Origin of the sequence: Blastococcus sp. TF02A-30 (assembly GCF_003319185.1) — a bacterium.
Classification (GTDB): Bacteria; Actinomycetota; Actinomycetes; order Mycobacteriales; family Geodermatophilaceae; genus Blastococcus.
The window spans coordinates 95,633-114,087 of the sequence record NZ_QOHJ01000004.1 but is presented as its reverse complement, the minus strand read 5'-3'; the positions used below and the strand labels follow the sequence as shown (position 1 = coordinate 114,087).

Genomic DNA, 18,455 nt, shown 5'->3' with positions numbered 1-18,455 from the left:
TCGCCGGCCGGTGGTCGGCCCGCTGCAGGGTCCCGCGCGAGCGTGCGCGCGGAGGGGGGCAGGGGGTCCTTGATCTAGCCTGTCCGCCATGGCGGCGAAGCGGGCGGAGCGGCTGGTCAACCTGGTCATCGCGCTGCTCAGCACCCGGCAGTACGTGACGGCGGCCCGCATCCGCGCGACCGTGCCCGGCTACGAGCCCGACGACGGCACCGACCGCGCCGACGAGGCCTTCAAGCGGATGTTCGAGCGGGACAAGGCCGAGCTGCGCGAGATGGGCGTCCCGCTGGAGACCGGACGCACCAGCGCCTTCGACACCGAGGACGGCTACCGCATCGCCCGGGCCGACTACGAGCTGCCCGAGATCACGCTCACCGGCGAGGAGGCCGCCGCCGTCGGCCTGGCCCTGCGGCTGTGGGAATCGGCCCAGCTGGCCGGCGCCGCGCACAGCGCACTGGTCAAGCTGAAGGCCGCCGGCGTCGACGTCGACGCGAGCCGCGGCATCCCGCTGCAGCCGCGGCTGGACGCCGGCGAGCCCGCCTTCGAGCCCGCCTACGCCGCCGCCCGCGACCGGCGCGTGCTCGAGTTCGACTACCGCCGTCCCGACGAGGAGGAGCCGCGCCGCCGGCACGTGCAGCCCTGGGGCGTCATCGCGTGGCACGGCCGCTGGTACCTGGGCGGGCTGGATCTCGACCGGCAGCAGCCGCGCGTCTTCCGGCTGTCCCGCGTCGTCGGCACCCCGAAGGCCACCGGGCCGGCGGGCGCGTTCGAGCCGCCGCCGGACGTCGACCTCGGCGCGATGGTCGCCGGCCAGGTCGGCGGGGAGGAGCACGTGGTCGTCGTCCGCGCCCGGCCCGGCACGGCCAACGGGCTGCGCCGCCAGGCGACCCCGCTCGGCCCGTCCGACGACGGGGACGACCGCCTGGAGCTGCGCACCACCGAACCCTGGGGGCTGGCCGACCGGCTGGCCTCCTTCGGCCCCGACGTGCTGGTGGAGGCGCCGGCCGAGATGCGCGACGCCGTCATCGGCCGCCTCACCCGGCTGGCCGCGATGGGGGAGCCCTCGTGACGAGCACCGGCACCACCGACCGGATGACCCGGCTGCTGGCCCTGGTCCCGTACCTGACCGCCCGCCCCGAGGGCGTGGCCGTGGCCGAGGTCGCCCGCGACTTCGGGGTCACCGAGCGGCAGCTGCGCAGCGACCTGGAACTGCTGTGGATGTGCGGCCTGCCCGGCTACGGTCCGGGCGACCTGATCGACCTCTCCTTCGAGGGCGACCGGGTGCGGGTCACGTTCACCGCCGGCATGGTGCGGCCGCTGCGGCTGACCACCGACGAGGCGGTGGCGCTCGTCGTCGCCCTGCGCACCCTGCTGGAGCTGCCGGGGCTCGCCGAGCGGGACGCCGTCAGCCGCGCGCTGGCCAAGGTGTCGGCCGCCGCCGGGCACAGCGCCGAGACCGCGCCCGTGGCCGTGAGCGTCGACGCCCGGGAGGAGACGCTGGCCGTCGTCCGCGAGGGCCTGGAGCGCAAGCGGGCGCTGCACCTGCACTACTACGTGCCCACCCGGGACGAGCGCACCGAGCGGACCGTCGACCCCATGCGGCTGCTGCTTGTCGAGGGCCGCTGGTACCTCGAGGCGTGGTGCCGCAGGTCCGAGGGGGTCCGGCTGTTCCGCCTCGACCGGGTCGACGACGTCGCCGTCCTCGACGAGCCGGCCGCCCCGCCGCCGCAGGCCCACGAGCGCGACGTGGAGAACGGCATCTACCAGGCCGAGCCCGGATCGCCCGCGGTCCGGCTGCGGCTCTCCCGCCGGGCTCGCTGGGTGGCCGACTACTACCCGGTCGACTCGGTCCGCCCGGTCGAGGACCCGGCCGGCGGCCTGGCGGTCACGGTGCGCACCGCCGACCTGGCCTGGGCCCGCCGGCTGGTGGCGTCCCTGGGCGGCGAGGCCCTGGTGGACGAGCCCCGCGAGCTCACCGCCGAGGTGGCCGCCGACGCCCGGGCCGCGCTGGCCCGCTACGGCGTCGCACCGTCGGGCTAGGGTCGGACCGTGCTGCTCCTCGTCGTCTGGATCGCCGTCGGAGTCCTCGCCGTCCTCGTCCTGGGCGGAGTGGTCTACGGCGTGCTCGGCGCGGCCGCCCGGCTGCGCCGCGAGGTCGAGGCCGTCGACCGCGACCTCCGGCCGGTCCTGGAGGAGGCGCAGCGGACGGCGCAACGCGCCGCTGAACGGCAGGCCGCAGGCAGCTGAACGCCGGGGGGCGGACAGCTCCCCGGCGTAGCATCGCCCCCAGCCACCCACCTCTGGAGGACCGTCATGCTCGGACTCGGTGCCCCCGAGCTCATCCTGATCATCCTGGCGATCCTGCTGCTCTTCGGCTACAAGAAGCTGCCGGACGCCTCCCGATCACTGGGCCGTTCGCTGCGCATCTTCAAGGGCGAGATGAAGGGCATGAAGGACGACGACGTGCGGTCGAAGGACCCGGCGCGGACCACCCCGGTCCGCGGCGAGATCGTCGCCCCGGCTGACCCGGCCGCCGAGCTCGAGGCGGAGGCCCGCGCCGCCGAGCTGCGGGCCGCGGAGCTGCGCGCCCAGGCCGAGCGCTCGCGCACGGCCGACGGCCCCCGCTGACCCCTGCGCACGGCGGGACGACGGTGAGCGAGGCGACGGGGAAGCGGCGACGGCGCACGCCGCGCGACCCGTCGGCGACCATGAGCCTGGTCGCCCACCTCACCGAGCTGCGCAACCGCATCGGCAAGGCGCTGCTGGCGCTGCTGGTCGCCACCGCCGTCGCCTTCTGGTGGTACGAGCACGGGCTCGGCGAGTTCATCCGCGCCCCGTACTGCAACCTCGACCCCGAGCTGCGCTACGGCGACGGCGGCACGGAGTGCGGCCTGCTGATCACCGACGTGTTCGGCGGCGTCTTCATCCGGCTGAAGGTGTCCTTCCTGGCCGGGGCGGTGCTCTCGTCGCCCTTCTGGCTGTACCAGCTCTGGGCGTTCATCACCCCCGGGCTCAAGCGCAACGAGAAGCGCTACGGCGTCGGGTTCGTCGCCGTCTCCTCGCTGCTGTTCGCCGGCGGCGCGGTGCTCGCCTACGTGTCGCTGGCCAAGGGCCTGGAGCTGCTGCTGTCGCTGGCCGGCGACGGCACGATCATCGCGCTCACCGCTCCCGACTACATCGGCTTCATGCTCTCCCTGCTCATCGCGTTCGGGGTGAGCTTCGAGGTGCCGCTGCTGGCCGTCGCCCTGAACCTGGTCGGCGTCCTCAGCTACGACGTGCTGCGCAAGAGCCGGCGCTGGATCTTCTTCCTCACCATCGTGTTCGCCGCGTTCGTCACGCCGACGCAGGACCCGTTCACGATGCTGCTCATGGCCGGTCCGATGATCGTGCTGTTCGAGATCGCCATCCAGATCGCCCGCTTCGTGGACCGCCGCCGCGCCCGGCGGGAGGCCGCCGCGGGGCTCGCCGACCTCTCCGACGACGAGGCGTCCCCGCTGGACGCGACGCCGTCCCGGATCGAGGAGCCCGCGCCGCTGGAGGACCCGCTCGGCTCCTCGCCGTCCCCCCGCGGCTGAGCGTGGACGTCGCCGTCCTGCTCAGCGCCGCCGCCGGCCGCGGCCGCGCTCGGGAGCTCGGCGGCGCGGTGCTCGACGGGCTGCGGGCGGCCGGCCTGGCGCCGCGGGTGCTGCCGGCCACCACCGGGGCCGAGGCGGAGCGCCTGGCCACCGACGCGGTCGCCGGCGGCGCCGCCGCGGTCGTCGCCGTCGGTGGCGACGGCGCGGCGCACGCCGCGCTGCAGGCGGTCGCCGGGACGACGACGCCGCTGGGCGTGGTGCCGACCGGGACGGGCAACGACCTCGCCCTGGCCCTCGGCGTGCCGGCGGACCCCCTCGCCGCGGTCCGCGCGGTGGGGGAGGACCTCGTCTCGGGCCGGTCCCGCACCGTCGACGCCGGCCGGGTGGGGGAGCGGTGGTGGGCCACCGTGCTCTGCTGCGGCTTCGACTCGGCCGTCACCGACCGCGCCAACCGGCTGCGCTGGCCGCGGGGCCGCCGCCGCTACGACGTCGCCGTCCTCCTCGAGCTGGCGCGGCTGCGCCCCTACGACGTGACCCTCACCGTCGACGGCGTGACGCGCACGCTGCCGGCCACGATGATCGCCGTCGGCAACACCGCCTGGTACGGCGGCGGGCTGCGGATCTGCCCGGGCGCCGACCCCGCCGACGGGCTCTTCGACGTCACGGTCGTGGGGGCCACGAGCCGGCTGGAGCTGATCCGGACCAAGCCGCGGCTGGCCGACGGCACGCACGTGCGGCACCCCTCGGTGGAGGTCGTGCGCGCGGCGCGGGTCGAGCTGGCCTGCACCGGCGTCACCACCTACGCCGACGGCGAGCCGGTCGCCCCGCTGCCGGTCGCGATCGAGTGCGTGCCCGGCGCGCTGCGGGTTGCGGGAGCCGACCGGGCCGGAGCCGCCTAACGTGGGAGGCATGTCCAGCCCCGCTGAGCGGTACGCCGCTGCCCGGCGCCGGACCGCCCATCCCGCCCTCGCGGACTTCACCGCCGAGCTGGGCTTCTCCCTCGACCCGTTCCAGGTCGAGGCGTGCGAGGCGCTCGACGAGGGGTCCGGCGTGCTGGTGTGCGCGCCCACCGGCGCCGGGAAGACCGTCGTCGGCGAGTTCGCGGTGCACAAGGCGCTCGCCGAAGGCCGGAAGGCCTTCTACACGACCCCGATCAAGGCGCTCTCGAACCAGAAGTTCAACGACCTCGTCGAGCGCTACGGGCCCGAGAAGGTCGGCCTCCTCACCGGCGACAACGCGGTGAACGGCGACGCCCCGGTGGTCGTGATGACCACCGAGGTCCTCCGGAACATGCTCTACGCGGAGTCGCCCGCCCTGGCCGGGCTCGGCTACGTGGTCATGGACGAGGTGCACTACCTCGCCGACCGCTTCCGCGGCGCCGTGTGGGAGGAGGTGATCATCCACCTCCCGCCGTCGGTCACGCTGGTCTCGTTGTCGGCCACGGTGAGCAACGCCGAGGAGTTCGCCGACTGGCTGGTCACCGTGCGCGGGGACACCAAGGTCGTGGTCAGCGAGGTGCGGCCGATCCCGCTGTGGCAGCACATGCTCGTCGGCAACCGGGTGTTCGACCTGTTCTCCCTGCGGCCGGCCGCGCACTCCGATGCGCAGGGCGACGCACCCCGGCAGCTGACCGCCCGCGAGCGCGGCGCCTCGGTGGTCGACCCGGAGCTGGTCCGCTACGTCCGCGAGCACGAGCGGCGGATCGAGGGCTGGGGCGGGGACCGCCGCCGCGACTCCGGGTTCCGCCCCCGCTACCGCCCGCCGGCCCGGTCCGACGTCATCGAGCGGCTGGACAAGGCGGGCCTGCTGCCGGCGATCACGTTCGTGTTCAGCCGCAACGGCTGCGACGCCGCCGTCCACCAGTGCCTGATGAGCGGCCTGCGGCTGACCGACGAAGCCGAGCGGGCGGAGATCGCCGCGATCATCGACGAGCGCACCGGCTCGCTGCCGGAGGAGGACCTGCACGTCCTCGGCTTCTGGGAGTGGCGCGAGGGGCTGCTCGCCGGGCTCGCCGCGCACCACGCGGGGCTCGTGCCGGCCTTCAAGGAGACCGTCGAGGAGTGCTTCGTCCGCGGGCTGGTCAAGGCGGTGTTCGCCACCGAGACCCTCGCCCTGGGCATCAACATGCCGGCGCGCACCGTCGTCCTCGAGCGGCTGGTGAAGTGGAACGGCGAGGCGCACGTCGACGTGACGCCGGGGGAGTACACCCAGCTCACCGGGCGGGCCGGCCGCCGCGGCATCGACGTCGAGGGGCACGCCGTCGTCGTCTGGGCCCCGGGCATGGACCCCAGCGTCGTCGCCGGCCTGGCCAGCACCCGCACCTACCCGCTGCGGTCGAGCTTCCGGCCCAGCTACAACATGGCGGTCAACCTGGTCAGCTCGTTCGGCCGGGCCCGGGCGCGCGAGCTGCTCGCGTCGTCCTTCGCCCAGTTCCAGGCCGACCGCTCGGTCGTGGGCCTGGCCCGCGCCGCGGCGCGCCACGAGCAGGACGCGCAGCGGCTCGCCGCCGAGATGCACAGCGACCGGGGCGACGTCGCCGCCTACGCGCAGCTGCGGCGGGAGATCTCCGACCGGGAGAAGGAGCTCAACCGCGACTCCCAGGCCAAGCGGCGCATGGAGGCGGGCGAGGCGCTGGCGGCGCTGCGTCCCGGCGACGTCATCCGGGTGCCCTCGGGCCGCCGCCAGGGGCTGGCCGTCGTCCTCGACCCGGGCATGACCGACCTGGCCGACCCGCGGCCGCTGGTGCTGACCGAGGACCGCTGGGCCGGGCGGCTGGGGTCGGTCGACTTCCCGACGCCGGTCACCGCGCTGGCGCGGGTGCGGGTGCCGAAGAACTTCAACCACCGCAGCCCGCACGCCCGCCGCGACCTCGCCTCGACGCTGCGCAACGCCCGCGTGGAGAACGACCTCGGTGCCCGCCGGATCACGAAGGGCCGCTCCGCCGCGGCGGACGACCCGGTGCTCGCCGACCTCCGCGCGGCGCTGCGCCGGCACCCGGTGCACCAGCTGCCCGACCGGGAGGACCTCGTGCGGGTGGCCGAGCGCTGGTACCGGGCCGTCCGGGAGGCCGAGGAGCTGCACAAGAAGATGGCCGAGCGCACCGGCTCGCTGACCCGGCAGTTCGACGCCACCTGCGACGTCCTCGAGGAGCTCGGCTACCTGGTGCCCGAGCCCGTGCCCCTGGTGCCGGCCGACACCGACGTCGTGGTCCCCATGGACGACGCCCCGGTGGTCACCGACGACGGCCGCCGGCTGGCCCGCATCTGGTCGGAGTCGGACCTGCTGGTCGCCGAGTGCCTGCGCGGCGGGGTCTGGCGTGGGCTGAACGCCGCCGAGCTGGCCGCCGTCGCCTCGACGCTGGTCTACGAGGCACGGCGTGACCTGCCCGGCCTGCCCGCGATCCCGGCCGGCAAGGTCTCGGCGGCGGTCGGCGAGATGCGCCGGATCCGCGCCCGGCTGCAGGACGTCGAGGCCTTCCACGGCGTGCCCGCCACCCGCGACGTCGACCTCGGGTTCGCCTGGGCCGCCTACCGGTGGGCCGACGGGCAGAGCCTGGACCGCGTGCTGGCCGGTGCCGAGCAGGCGGGCACCGAGCTCTCCGGCGGTGACTTCGTGCGCTGGACCCGCCAGCTCATCGATTTGCTGGACCAGGTGGCCAAGGTGGCCGAGGATCCGGTGGCGTCGGTCGCCCGGGCCGCGGTCACCCGGGTCCGCCGGGGCGTGGTCGCCGTGGCCGTGGGGGGCTGAGCAGTGGAGGGAACCCGATGAGCGACCCGTGGCGGCCGGGCCCGGACGGCGAGGACGCCGAGCGGCCGGCTCGGCACGGCCCCCAGCCCCCGCAGCAGCCCTACGGCCCGCCGCCGTCCTGGCCGCCGCAGGGCCGGCCGTACTACGGGCCCCCGCAGTCGCAGCAGGCGTACGGCCAGCAGCCCGGGTACGGACCGCCGCCGGGATACGGACCGCCGCCGGGATACGGACCGCCGCCGGGATACGGGCCCCCGCCGGGATACGGGCCCCCGCCGGGATACGGGCCCCCGCCCGGGTACGGCCAGCAGCCCTACGGCGGACCGCCGTACGGGCCGCCCCCGGCGGCGCCGCGGCGGCGGTCGCGGGGTCGGCTGCTCGGCGGCCTGCTCCTGCTCGCGGTGCTCCTGGCGGTCGCCGTCTACACCGGCGGGACGCTGCGGCCGCGGGTCCTGGACACCGCGGCCGTCGAGCGCGACGTGGCCGCCCAGTTCGAGGAGCGCGAGGAGGTCTCGGTCGAGCTCCGCTGCGAGGAGCGGATGCGCGTGCGCCCGCTGGCCGAGTACGAGTGCGACGGGGTGACCGAGGACGGCGAGGAGCTGACCTTCGTCATCCGGATCGTCGACGAGGAGGACGCCGCCTACGACTGGGACGTCGCCTGACGGCTCAGTCGAGGACGTCCTCGGGCCAGCCCAGCGCGGCGCCCAGCCGGCGGAGCGAGGACTCCAGGCCGTGGGCGGCGGCGAGCTCGGCCAGCGCGGTGGCGTCGGCCGGCACCCGCGGCAGCTCGCCCTCCACGGCGGGCAGGTCGATGCCACGGGCCACGGCCACGACCACCGGCGCCCGGTCGAGGTAGTCCGCCGCCGCGTGCAGCTTCTTCAGCACGGCCGCCGTGAGCGGCGCCTGCGGGACGACGGTGCGCGTCACGGCGGCCCGGATCCCGGCGAGGTCGCCGTACTCGTTGATCAGCGCGGCGGCGGTCTTGGCCCCGACCCCGGCCACGCCCGGCAACCCGTCGCTCGGGTCGCCGCGCAGCACCGCGAAGTCGGCGTACGCCCGGCCCGGGATGCCGTACTTGGCCGCCACCGCCGCCTCGTCGACCAGCTCGATGTCGGCGATGCCGCGCGCGGTGTAGAGGACCCGCACGCCGCGCTCGTCGTCGACCAGCTGGAAGAGGTCGCGGTCACCGGTGACGACGTCGACCGGGCCGCGGGCGCGGGTGGCCAGGGTGCCGATGACGTCGTCGGCCTCGTACCCGGGCGCGCCCACGCGGGCGAGGCCGGCCGCGGCCAGGACGTCCACCAGCACGGGCACCTGCGGGCTCAGCTCGTCGGGGACCTCCTCGCCGCCCTCGGGAGCCACCCGGTGGGCCTTGTACGAGGGGAGGGCCGCCACCCGGAACGCCGGGCGCCAGTCGTCGTCCCAGCAGGCGACCAGGCGGTCGGGACCGTGCGCGGTGAGCAGCCGGGCGGTCATGTCGAGGAACCCGCGCACCGCGTTCACCGGACGGCCGTGCGGACCGGTGATGCTGGTGGGGACCCCGTAGAAGGCGCGGAAGTACAGCGACGCGGCGTCGAGCAGCATGGTCGTCACGGGGCCGGACGGTAGCGGTCCGGCAACGGATGACGGCGATGACCGTCCCCGTGGCTAGTCTGCGCTGGTGGGAACCGTGACTGGAGCGGCCGGAACCGCACCGCTCGTGACGATCGACCGGGTGCACGCCGCGCGGGACATCGCCGCGGACACCGGCGCCGATCTGCTCGTGCTGACGCCGGGGTCGGACCTGCGCTACCTCACCGGGTACGACGCGCACGCGATGGAGCGGCTGACCGCGCTGGCGGTGCCACGCCGGGGTGAGCCGTTCCTGGTCGTCCCGCGGCTGGAGGCGCCGATGGTGGACGCCAGCCCTGCCGGCGCCCTGGGCCTGGAGGTGCTGGCCTGGGACGAGACCGACGACCCGTTCGCGCTGCTCGCCGCCACGGCCACCGCCCGCATCGGTGCCGCGCCCACCCGGGTCGCCGTCGGCAACCGGACCTGGGCCGAGCACGCGCTGGGGGTGCAGCGGGCGCTGCCCGGCTCCGCGCTCGAGCTGGCCGCCCCCGTGGTCGACCGGCTGCGCATGGTCAAGTCCGCCGCGGAGATCGAGGAGCTCGCGGCGGCCGGAGCCGCGATCGACCGGGTGCACGCCCGGATGGCGGAGTTCCTGACCGTCGGGCGGACCGAGGCGGAGGTCGGGGCGATGATCGCCGCGGCGATCATCGAGGAGGGCCACGTCGGTGTCGACTTCACGATCGTCGGGTCGGGCCCGAACGGCGCCAGCCCGCACCACGAGCTCTCCGACCGGGTCGTGGCCGCGGGCGACGTCGTCGTCATCGACATCGGTGGCGAGACGGCGACCGGCTACCGCTCCGACTGCACCCGCACCTACGTCGTCGGCGGCTCCGCGTCGGCCGAGGTCGCCGAGTGGTACGGCGTCCTGCACGCCGCGCAGCAGGCGGCCACCGCGGCCGTGCGGCCCGGGGTCCCCGCGGAGCAGATCGACGCCGCGGCCCGCCGGGTGATCGCCGACGCCGGCTGGGGCGAGCACTTCATCCACCGCACCGGCCACGGCATCGGCCTGGACTCGCACGAGGCGCCCTACATCGTCGAGGGCAACGGCATCCCGCTCGTGCCCGGCATGGCCTTCTCCATCGAGCCCGGCATCTACCTGGCCGGGCGCTGCGGCGCCCGCATCGAGGACATCGTCGTCTGCACCGAGGACGGCGTCCGCCCCCTGAACGTCGGTCCCCGTGAGCTCGTCGAACTCCCCGGCTGAGCCCGCGGCCGCGGTCGACGTCGACCGGGCGCTGCTGGCCGCGCTGGCGCGGGACGGGCGGGCCAGCTTCACGGAGCTGGCGGAGAAGGTCGGGCTCTCGGTGTCCGCGGTCCACCAGCGGGTGCGCCGGCTGGAGCAGCGCGGGCTGATCACCGGGTACCGGGCGACCCTGGACGCCAAGCAGCTGGGGTTGCCGCTCACCGCGTTCGTCTCCATCACGCCGATCGACGTCGCCCAGCCCGACGACGCCCCGGCGCGGCTGGCCCACCTGTCGGCGATCGAGGAGTGCCACTCCGTCGCGGGCGTGGAGAGCTACATCCTCAAGGTGCGGGTGGCCTCGCCCGACGCGCTCGAGCACCTGCTGCAGGACATCCGGGCCGCGGCGAACGTGACGACGCGCACGACGGTCGTGCTCTCCTCGTTCTACGAGGACCGCCCGCCGCTCTAGCCTGCCCCCGTGGCCGGACACCTGCTGACCAACCGGGTCGCCAACCCCCTCCTGCGGCGGGTGCTGCGCACCCGGCTGGGACGACGCCTGGGCCGGGGCCTCGCGGTGCTGCGATACACCGGTGCCCGGACCGGGCAGCCGCACGAGCTGGTCTGCCAGTACGCCCGCGACGGCGCTTCGGTGTGGGTGCTGGTCGGCGACGCCGAGCACAAGACCTGGTGGCGCAACCTGCGCTCGCCGGCGCCCGTCGAGCTCTGGCTCGCGGGGGAGCACGTGCGCGCGACCGCGGTGGCGCTGCCCTCGACCGGGGACGAGGGAGCCGCGGGGCTCACGGTCTACCTGGCGGCCGTTCCCGCGGCTCGGCGGGCGGTCGGGCCTCAGGGGGTCACGATGGTGCGCGCCGACGTCGTCGGCTGACTGGACATCCGTTCGAACACGTGTTCGGATGGAGGTCATGCGGTGGGACGCGCAACGGCTGGACCTCGAGGACCCCTCGACGCTGCCGGGCATGCCGAGCATCCGCGGGCTGCTGCGCAGCGTGCAGGTGCCGGAGTTCCCGGGGCTGACCTTCCACGAGGTGCGGTCCCGCTCCGCGCTCAACCACGTGCCCGGCGAATCGGCCATGCCGTTCCCCTGGACGATCAACCCTTATCGCGGATGCAGCCATTCGTGTGTGTACTGCCTCTCCGGGGACACGTTGATCCTGATGGCAGATGGTCGCCAGAAGCCGATCGCGGACCTCCGGGTGGGCGATCAGATCGTCGGGACCGAGCGACGCGGTACCTATCGGCACTACGTCACGACCGAGGTGCTGGCGCACTGGTCCACGGTGAAGCCGGCTCACCGGGTCACCCTCGCGGACGGAACCGAGCTCGTCGCCAGCGGTGACCACCGCTTCCTCACCGGCCGCGGCTGGAAGCACGTCACAGGCGCGATGAGTGGTGCCGAGCAGCGCCCTCACCTCACGACGAACGACAAGCTGCTCGGGTTCGGGCGTTCGGCGGCGCCTTCCACCGCCTGTGCTGAATACCGCCGCGGATACCTGACGGGCATGGTGCGCGGCGACGCCAACCTGAAGGTGTACCGGTACCTGCGCGCCGGCCGAGCCCACGGCGACGTCCACCGTTTCCGGCTGGCCCTTGCGGACCCCGAGGCGCTGGTGCGCACGCAGGACTACCTCGCGAGGGAAGGCGTCCGCACCGATGAGTTCACCTTCGCACCGGCGACGGAGAAGCGGCGGGCCATGACGGCGATCCGTACGTCCGCCGCGGCTTCGGTGGCGCGCATCAGGGAGCTGGTCGATTGGCCGACGGAACCCACCGACGCCTGGAAGCGGGGATTCCTGGCCGGCATCTTCGACGCCGAGGGCAGCCGGAGCCAGGGGGTGCTCCGGATCAGCAACGCGGACGACGAGATGCTGGGGCGTACGCAAGCAGCATTCGCTTCCTTCGGCTTCGACGCCGTCCTCGAGGACCGGGGTCTGGCGAACCGAGTGCGCACCGTCCGCTTACGAGGCGGCCTGCGCGAGCACGTGCGCTTCCTGCACCTGACGGATCCCGCTATCCGGAGGAAGTGCGCCCTCGACGGCGTCGCGGTGAAGAGCGATGCCGACCTCCGCGTGCGTCGCATCGAGCCGCTGAATCTCGAGATGCCGATGTTCGACATCACCACAGGCACCGGCGACTTCATCGCCAACGGCGTCGTCAGCCACAACTGCTTCGCTCGCAAGACGCACGAATGGCTCGAGTTCGACTCGGGCCGCGATTTCGACACGCAGGTCGTCGTGAAGACCAACCTCGTCGAGGTGCTCCGGAAGGAGCTGGCCCGGCCGTCGTGGCAGCGAGAGCACGTCGCGCTGGGCACCAACACGGACCCGTACCAGCGCGCCGAGGGCCGGTACAAGCTCATGCCCGGCGTCATCCGGGCGCTGGCGGATTCGGGCACCCCGTTCTCCATCCTCACCAAGGGCACGCTGCTGCGCCGCGACGTCCCGCTGCTCGCCGAGGCCGCGCAGGAGGTACCGCTCGGGCTCGGGGTCTCCATGGCGATCTGGGACGACGAGCTCCACGCCGCCCTTGAGCCCGGCGTGCCGACGCCCCGCGCCCGGCTCGACCTGGTGCGCGCGCTCGCCGACGCCGGCCTGCCGTACGGGGTCTTCCTCGCACCGGTGCTGCCCGGCCTGACCGACGACGAGGAGAGCCTGGACGCCGCGATCGGTGCGATCGCCGCCGCGGGTGCCACCGGCGTCACCGTCATCCCGCTGCACCTCCGCCCGGGTGCGCGCGAGTGGTTCATGGCGTGGCTCCGGAGCGCCCACCCGGAGCTGGTCCCGCGCTACGAGCGGATGTACGCCCGCCGCGCCTACGTGTCCGGCGAGTACCGGACCTGGCTCGCCCGGCAGGTCGCGCCGGTCCTGGCGCGGCACGGGCTGGACCGGCAGTCCGGCGGCACCGCGCGCCAGGCCGACGGGTCGGCGGCGACCGGTGTGCCGGGGGACGAGGAGGCAGGCTTCCCCACGGGCAGCCTGCCGACCGGCGGACTGCCCGGCGTCCCGCCGAAGGAGGAGCGCGAGGCACCCTCGACACCCGGGACGACGTCGGAACCCGATCAGCTCTCGCTGCTCTGAGCAGCGGTTTCTGTCAGACCCAGCCGGTAGATTCGCTCACGTGTTCGAAGGCTGGGGTGTCGACCTGACGGTGCGGGAGCTGCCTCCCGACGAGTCCCGAGCCGCTCCTGCCCGTCTCGCCGAGGCGGTCCCGATGGGTACCCGTTCCCGCGGCGACACGTCCGTCGAGCTCGAACGGGTCCAGGCGCTGAAGGGCGCTCTCGCCGCCTACGAGGCGCACCTGGTCATGGAGCTGGCCGAGCACAGCTCGGCCCCCGCAGCCTGCGACCCCCGGCCCGGATCGGCGCCCGACGGGTTCTCCGACGGGCCGATCCCCGGCACCAGCGAGTTCTTCGTCGACGAGCTGGCGGTGATCGTCAACAGCTCGAGCCGGTCCGCCGGCCGGCTCGCCGCGGAGTCCTACGTCCTGACCCGGCGGCTGCCGGAGGTGTGGACGTCACTGGCGGACGGGATCCTCGACTGGCCACGGGCTCGCGTGTTCGTCGACGTGCTGGGCAGCACGGCCGCAGGCGTCGCGGAGGCGGTGTCGGCCCGCGTGGTGGCCCGTGCCGCCACACTGTCCCTCGGGGGGCTGCGCCGGGTACTCACCCGCGAGGTGCTCGAGGAGGATCCGGACGCGGCCGAGCGCAGGCGCGAGGACGCCGAGCGCGCCGCGGACGTGACCGTTCAGGCGGTGGGCGACGGCATGAGCCGCCTGGTCGTCGACCTCTCGTCGCCGGTGGCGGCGGCGTGCTGGACGACGATCGACCAGCTGGCCTGGATGCTCCGCGACGACGGCGACCGACGCCCCATCGGCCTGCTGCGCACCCTGGTCTTCGCCGACCTGTGCCTCCGACCGTGGGACACCAGCCGCCCTCCGGTCACCGCGCACCTCGACGTGCTGGTGCCGCTGCCCTCGTTGACGGGCGCCGGCTGCGAGGCGGCCGAGGTGGGGCGGCAGCCGATCACGGCCGAGCACGTGCGCGAGGTGCTGCGCCAGCTGGGAGCCCTGGGCACCGGCGGACTGGAGGCGCCGCCCGGCGGCTCGCTGCGGCTCTGCCTCCTCGATGACGACGGAACACTGCTCGCGTCGACCACCACCTCCGAGCTGCGGCGGCTCGCCCGCTCCGAGTGCCCCGCCCACGCGGGTGAGTGCGGTTGCCCGGTGATGGGCCCGCCGCCCCCGGTCGACCGCTACCGGCCGGGCGCGGGGCAGCGCCGCTTCACCGAGGCCCGGGACCGCACCTGCCGGCAGCCGAACTGCGGCCAGCCCGTCGCCCGCGCCGACCTCGACCACGTGGTGCCCCACGGCGAGGGCGGGGTCACGGCGTGCCACAACCTCTGCTGCCTGTGCCGGCACCACCACCGGCTGAAGACCCTCGCGCCCGGATGGCGGTTCGTCCTGCTACCGAACGGTGTGCTGGAGGTGACCACCCCGGGCGGGATCACGAGGAGCACCCACCCGCCGGGCCTGCGCGACCCGCACGAGCAACGAGCCGTCCTCGCGCCCCCGCCGCCGGACGCCCCGCCGCCGTTCTGAGCCCGTCCGTGGCGAGCCCGTCAGCCGGTGGCCCGGCGCGAGGAGCGGTGGACGGCCCGGGACGCCCGGACCACGCCGCGGGGCGCGACCGGCGGAGCACCGGCGGCCAGCGCCAGCCGCCGGTAGGAGTCGTAGGACAGGTCCCGGTAGGCCGTCGCCAGCTCCTCCACCGCCTCGACCCGCGACGGGGGAGCGGTCGCCCGCAGGTGCTGCGCGGTCCGCCGCGCGTGCTTGGTGAAGGTGACCTGCAGCGCCTGGTTCGACAGCCGCCCCCCGACCGCCGAATCCAGCCCAGGGCCCCGGCGCAGCGCCGGCAGCACCCACGGGCTCGCCGCGAGCGCCGGGAACCGCCCCCGCACCGCCTCCCACGCGTGCCACGCCGTCAGCGCGCCCGGCACCGACCACTCGCCGTCGTCGGTGAGCAGCAGCAGCCGGCGGGTCGTGGCGTGCACCTGGTCGCGGCGCAGCGAGCGGAACCGGGCGACCGGGGCCGGCCAGCCCAGCGCCAGCGCGCACCAGGCGACCGCCCGCAGGTGCTCCGGGTCCTCACCCCGCACCTGGGTGAGCGGCCGCAGGTCCAGCTCGGGTGGATCCGGCTCTGGGGTGGGCACGCGGGGCAGCGCCAGCCCGCCGTAGCGCAGCACCTTGCTGTACAGCGCCACCGTCGCCGGCTTCCACCCGCGGGCCGCGGCCAGCGGGTCCAGCCCGGTCTGCGCCACCTCGTCGGGGCCCATGCCCAGCTCGAGCGCGGCCTCCGCGATGCGGCGCCACTGCGCCTCGTACCCGGGCGGCCCGTCCAACCGACGCCATGCACGGGCCGGAGGAGGGGCCGGCATCTCCGGTAAGGGCTGCTGCCACGAGCGCGCCATGTCGGGACACTACCGTTATCCCCAACAACGATGCAGGTCCGATTCCGTGGTCACCTGCCGTCGACAACGGCGCCGCCCTCCGGGCGGCGCATCAGCAATCGCCGAATGCCGCGACGGCGCTGGAACGGAACCAGGGGGAGCAGCGGCACCGCAGGTGGTGCTGCTCCCGCAGAACACTTGGGGATAACGGTCACGGACCCTCGATGGGGTGGCCTCACCAAGACCACCGCGCGCCGAGCCGTCCGACTGCTGATCATGAACAGGTGCGCACGGTCGGGGTCGAGGAAGAGCTGCTGGTCATCGGCCCGGACGGCGTCCCCGCGCCCCTGGGCCCCGAGGCGCTCGAGGTCGCCTCCCGCCGCGGCGAGGGGGAGGACGTCGCCGAGCACGATCGCGCCGAGCGCGCAGGGGACGACGCGGAGCAGGGCACGGCACACCTCGTCCCCGAGCTCAAGGCCCAGCAGATGGAGCTGGGCACCCGCGTCTGCACGACGCTCGACGAGGTGCACCGGGAGCTGCGGCACTGGCGGAACCGCGCCGACGCGGCGGCCGTCGCCGTCGGTGCCCGCGTGGCGGCGCTGGCCACCTCGCCCGTCGACGTCGTGCCCGTGCACACCGAGGGCGAGCGCTACGGCCGGCTGCTCGAGGCCTTCGGGCAGACCGCGCGCGACGTGCTCACCTGCGGTTGCCACGTGCACGTGTCCGTCGAGGACGACGAGGAGGGCGTCGCCGTCCTCAACCGCATCCGGGTGTGGCTGCCCGTGCTCACCGCGCTCACGTCCAACTCGCCGTACTGGCGCGGCCAGGACACCGGCTACGCCAGCTTCCGCTCGCAGGTGTGGCACCGCTGGCCGTCGGCCGGCCCGAACGGCCCGTTCGCCGACGCGGCGGACTACCACCGCCTCGTCGACGACGTGCTCGCGACCGGGACCGTGCTGGACACCGGGATGGTCTACTTCGACGCCCGGCTGTCGGCGAACTGGCCCACCGTCGAGGTCCGCACCGCCGACGTCTGCCTCCGCGTCGAGGACGCCGTCACCCTCGCCGGGCTGGTCCGCGGGCTGGTCGAGACCGCCGCGCGCGAGTGGCGCTCCGGCGCAGCCGTCCCCGGCATGCGTGCCGAGGTGCTGCGGCTGGCCGTCTGGCGGGCCGGCCGCTCGGGCCTGACCGGCGATCTGGTGCACCCGCGCACCGGCCGCCCGGCCCCCGCGGCCGCCGTCCTCACCGACCTGCTGGAGCACGTGCGGCCGGCCCTGGCCGAAGCCGGTGACGACGAGCGGGTCAGCGCCGGGGTGGCCGCCCTGCTCGACCGCGGCACCGGCGCGGACCTGCAGCGCCGCGTCCTCGCGGCGACCGGCGACCCGACCGCGGTCGTCCGGGCCGCGGTGGACGTCACGGCCGGCGCGGAGCGACCTACGGCACCGTAAGTTAGGGTCCGGTCATGTACACGGCGAGCTGGCGGGACGTCGTCCGCACCGACCTGTTCGGCGCGGCCCCACCGAAGCGCGACCGCCCCTACCGGTTCATCATCCGGGTCGCGCTGGTCGTCTTCCGGCTCTTCCGCTTCCGCTTCGACGTGCGCGGGTCCGAGCACGTGCCGGCCAGCGGCGGCGCGGTCATCTGCAGCAACCACGTCAGCTTCTTCGACTTCACCTTCCTCGGGCTCGGCGCCCTGCCGCAGCACCGCCTGGTCCGGTTCATGGCGAAGTCCGCCGTCTTCGAGAACTGGTTCGCCGGGCCCTTCATGCGCGCCATGCAGCACATCCCGGTCGACCGGAAGGCCGGCTCGGCCGCCTTCGAGTCCGCTGTCCGCGCCCTCAAGGACGGCGAGGTCGTCGGCGTCTTCCCCGAGGCGACCATCAGCCGCAGCTTCACCGTCAAGGAGCTCAAGGCCGGAGCGGCGCGCATGGCCCTCGACGCCGGCGTGCCGATCATCCCCGCCGCCGTCTGGGGCGGGCACCGCGTGGCCACCAAGGGCCACAAGGTGCAGTGGCGCCGCGGCACCCCGGTGACGGTGATCCTCGGCGAGCCCATCGTCGCCGAGCCCGGGGAGAAGGTGCAGCAGCTGCTCGTGCGCACCCGCGTCGCGATGGAGGCGCTGCTCGACGAGGCCCAGCGCACCTACCCGGAGCAGCCCGCCGGCCCGGACGACAGCTGGTGGCTGCCCGTGCACCTGGGCGGCACGGCCCCCACGCCGGAGGAGGCCGCCGTGCAGGACTCCGCCCGCGCCGCCGGCCACGGTCCCAAGCGGGCCAGGAAGAGCCTGGTCGCCCGCCTCCGCGGCCTGGTCGGGCGCTGACTCAGTCCACGACGGCCGGCGCCATCTGCCGGAAGACCTCCAGCTCGACGTCGTACCAGCGGGTCATGCGCCCGAGCGGGGTCATGCCCAGCCGGCGGCACACCGCCAGCGACGGCGCGTTGCCGGGGCGGACCACCGCGTAGACCTCCGGGAGGCCGGCGGCGAACGCGCGGTCGACCACCGCCCGCGCCGCCTCGGTGGCGTAGCCGTGCCCCCACGAGTCCGGGTGCAGGTGCCAGCCGACCTCCACCTCGCCGACTCCGTTCGGCAACGGCTTCAGCAGCAGCGTCCCGGCCACCACGCCGTCACGCCGCTCCACCGCCCAGCAGCCGAACCGGTCGTCGCGGGCGTGCACCGCCTCCCACCGGGCCACCAGCTCGGCCGGGGGCACCGTCGGAGGGCCGCCCAGCCAGCGGGTGACCTCGTCACGGCCGTAGATGTCGGTCAGCCGCGCCAGGTCCCCGGGCGCGGCGGTCCAGGCGCGCAGCCGCAGCCGCTCGGTCCGCAGCAGCTCCAGCGTCGCCCCCACCGCAGATGGCTACCGCCGACCCCGACCGGCAAAC

At 74.9% G+C, this 18,455-nt stretch carries 18 protein-coding genes; 15 read left to right on the top strand and 3 right to left on the bottom strand.

Annotation, left to right across the window (positions count from 1 at the left end; all coding sequences use genetic code 11):
• The first annotated feature begins 88 nt into the window (after window positions 1-88).
• The 8 genes from DQ241_RS10170 (at window position 89) to DQ241_RS10135 (ending at window position 7,978) form a co-directional block, all read left to right on the top strand.
• The gene (locus tag DQ241_RS10170; protein WP_113830078.1) at window positions 89-1,066 is read left to right on the top strand and encodes a YafY family protein; all 978 of its coding nucleotides are present in this window, start codon (window positions 89-91) and stop codon (window positions 1,064-1,066) included.
• Window positions 1,063-2,037: a YafY family protein gene (locus DQ241_RS10165; RefSeq protein ID WP_199584339.1), complete on the top strand. Its 975-nt coding sequence runs from the start codon at window positions 1,063-1,065 to the stop codon at window positions 2,035-2,037. Before DQ241_RS10170 ends, DQ241_RS10165 begins: the two co-directional genes overlap by 4 nt.
• Before the next feature lie 9 nt (window positions 2,038-2,046).
• Entirely contained in the window at window positions 2,047-2,244 is a 198-nt protein-coding gene (locus tag DQ241_RS10160; RefSeq protein WP_113830077.1) for a hypothetical protein, read from the top strand.
• 66 nt (window positions 2,245-2,310) lie between these two features.
• A complete protein-coding gene (gene tatA / locus DQ241_RS10155; RefSeq protein WP_113830076.1) occupies window positions 2,311-2,625 on the top strand; it encodes a Sec-independent protein translocase subunit TatA in 315 nt (104 codons plus the stop codon).
• A 23-nt stretch (window positions 2,626-2,648) separates the two neighbouring features.
• A complete protein-coding gene (gene tatC, locus DQ241_RS10150; protein WP_233492354.1) occupies window positions 2,649-3,572 on the top strand; it encodes a twin-arginine translocase subunit TatC in 924 nt (307 codons plus the stop codon).
• A gap of 2 nt (window positions 3,573-3,574) precedes the next feature.
• The gene (locus tag DQ241_RS10145; RefSeq protein ID WP_113830075.1) at window positions 3,575-4,471 is read left to right on the top strand and encodes a diacylglycerol kinase family protein; all 897 of its coding nucleotides are present in this window, start codon (window positions 3,575-3,577) and stop codon (window positions 4,469-4,471) included.
• A 10-nt stretch (window positions 4,472-4,481) separates the two neighbouring features.
• A complete protein-coding gene (locus tag DQ241_RS10140; RefSeq protein WP_113830366.1) occupies window positions 4,482-7,319 on the top strand; it encodes an RNA helicase in 2,838 nt (945 codons plus the stop codon).
• 17 nt (window positions 7,320-7,336) lie between these two features.
• Entirely contained in the window at window positions 7,337-7,978 is a 642-nt protein-coding gene (locus tag DQ241_RS10135; protein ID WP_113830074.1) for a DUF4333 domain-containing protein, read from the top strand.
• Between the two features lie 4 nt (window positions 7,979-7,982).
• On the opposite strand, the gene DQ241_RS10130 is transcribed toward DQ241_RS10135, so the two are convergent.
• Window positions 7,983-8,900 carry a 5'-3' exonuclease H3TH domain-containing protein gene (locus DQ241_RS10130; RefSeq protein ID WP_113830365.1) on the bottom strand — a complete coding sequence of 306 codons (918 nt, stop codon included), beginning with the start codon at window positions 8,898-8,900 and terminating at the stop codon, window positions 7,983-7,985.
• 76 nt (window positions 8,901-8,976) lie between these two features.
• Between DQ241_RS10130 and DQ241_RS10125 the strand changes: the two genes are divergently transcribed.
• Genes DQ241_RS10125 through DQ241_RS10105 form a run of 5 tightly spaced genes read left to right on the top strand, consistent with a single transcriptional unit; the run spans window position 8,977 to window position 14,724 of the window.
• Window positions 8,977-10,131 carry a Xaa-Pro peptidase family protein gene (locus DQ241_RS10125; RefSeq protein WP_233492353.1) on the top strand — a complete coding sequence of 385 codons (1,155 nt, stop codon included), beginning with the start codon at window positions 8,977-8,979 and terminating at the stop codon, window positions 10,129-10,131.
• On the top strand, window positions 10,106-10,579 hold the full coding sequence (locus DQ241_RS10120) for an Lrp/AsnC family transcriptional regulator (protein WP_113830072.1): 474 nt from the start codon (window positions 10,106-10,108) through the stop codon (window positions 10,577-10,579). Before DQ241_RS10125 ends, DQ241_RS10120 begins: the two co-directional genes overlap by 26 nt.
• 9 nt (window positions 10,580-10,588) lie before the next feature.
• Window positions 10,589-10,996 carry a nitroreductase/quinone reductase family protein gene (locus DQ241_RS10115; RefSeq protein ID WP_113830071.1) on the top strand — a complete coding sequence of 136 codons (408 nt, stop codon included), beginning with the start codon at window positions 10,589-10,591 and terminating at the stop codon, window positions 10,994-10,996.
• Between the two features lie 28 nt (window positions 10,997-11,024).
• Window positions 11,025-13,205 (top strand): intein-containing Rv2578c family radical SAM protein, encoded by a 2,181-nt coding sequence (locus tag DQ241_RS10110; RefSeq protein ID WP_233492352.1) that lies wholly within the window; start codon window positions 11,025-11,027, stop codon window positions 13,203-13,205.
• A gap of 40 nt (window positions 13,206-13,245) precedes the next feature.
• The gene (locus tag DQ241_RS10105) at window positions 13,246-14,724 is read left to right on the top strand and encodes an HNH endonuclease signature motif containing protein (protein ID WP_113830070.1); all 1,479 of its coding nucleotides are present in this window, start codon (window positions 13,246-13,248) and stop codon (window positions 14,722-14,724) included.
• A gap of 20 nt (window positions 14,725-14,744) precedes the next feature.
• Here DQ241_RS10105 and DQ241_RS10100 read toward each other — a convergent pair whose 3' ends face one another.
• A complete protein-coding gene (locus DQ241_RS10100; RefSeq protein WP_233492351.1) occupies window positions 14,745-15,524 on the bottom strand; it encodes a hypothetical protein in 780 nt (259 codons plus the stop codon).
• Window positions 15,525-15,856: 332 nt separating this feature from the next.
• Here DQ241_RS10100 and DQ241_RS10095 point away from each other — a divergent pair, with 332 nt between their 5' ends.
• Window positions 15,857-17,020: a glutamate--cysteine ligase gene (locus DQ241_RS10095; RefSeq protein WP_113830068.1), complete on the top strand. Its 1,164-nt coding sequence runs from the start codon at window positions 15,857-15,859 to the stop codon at window positions 17,018-17,020.
• A gap of 14 nt (window positions 17,021-17,034) precedes the next feature.
• Window positions 17,035-17,892, top strand: coding sequence for a 1-acyl-sn-glycerol-3-phosphate acyltransferase (locus DQ241_RS10090; protein ID WP_113830067.1), 858 nt, complete (start codon window positions 17,035-17,037; stop codon window positions 17,890-17,892).
• A 1-nt stretch (window position 17,893) separates the two neighbouring features.
• Here DQ241_RS10090 and DQ241_RS10085 read toward each other — a convergent pair whose 3' ends face one another.
• The gene (locus DQ241_RS10085) at window positions 17,894-18,421 is read right to left on the bottom strand and encodes a GNAT family N-acetyltransferase (protein ID WP_233492350.1); all 528 of its coding nucleotides are present in this window, start codon (window positions 18,419-18,421) and stop codon (window positions 17,894-17,896) included.
• Window positions 18,422-18,455 lie beyond the last annotated feature (34 nt).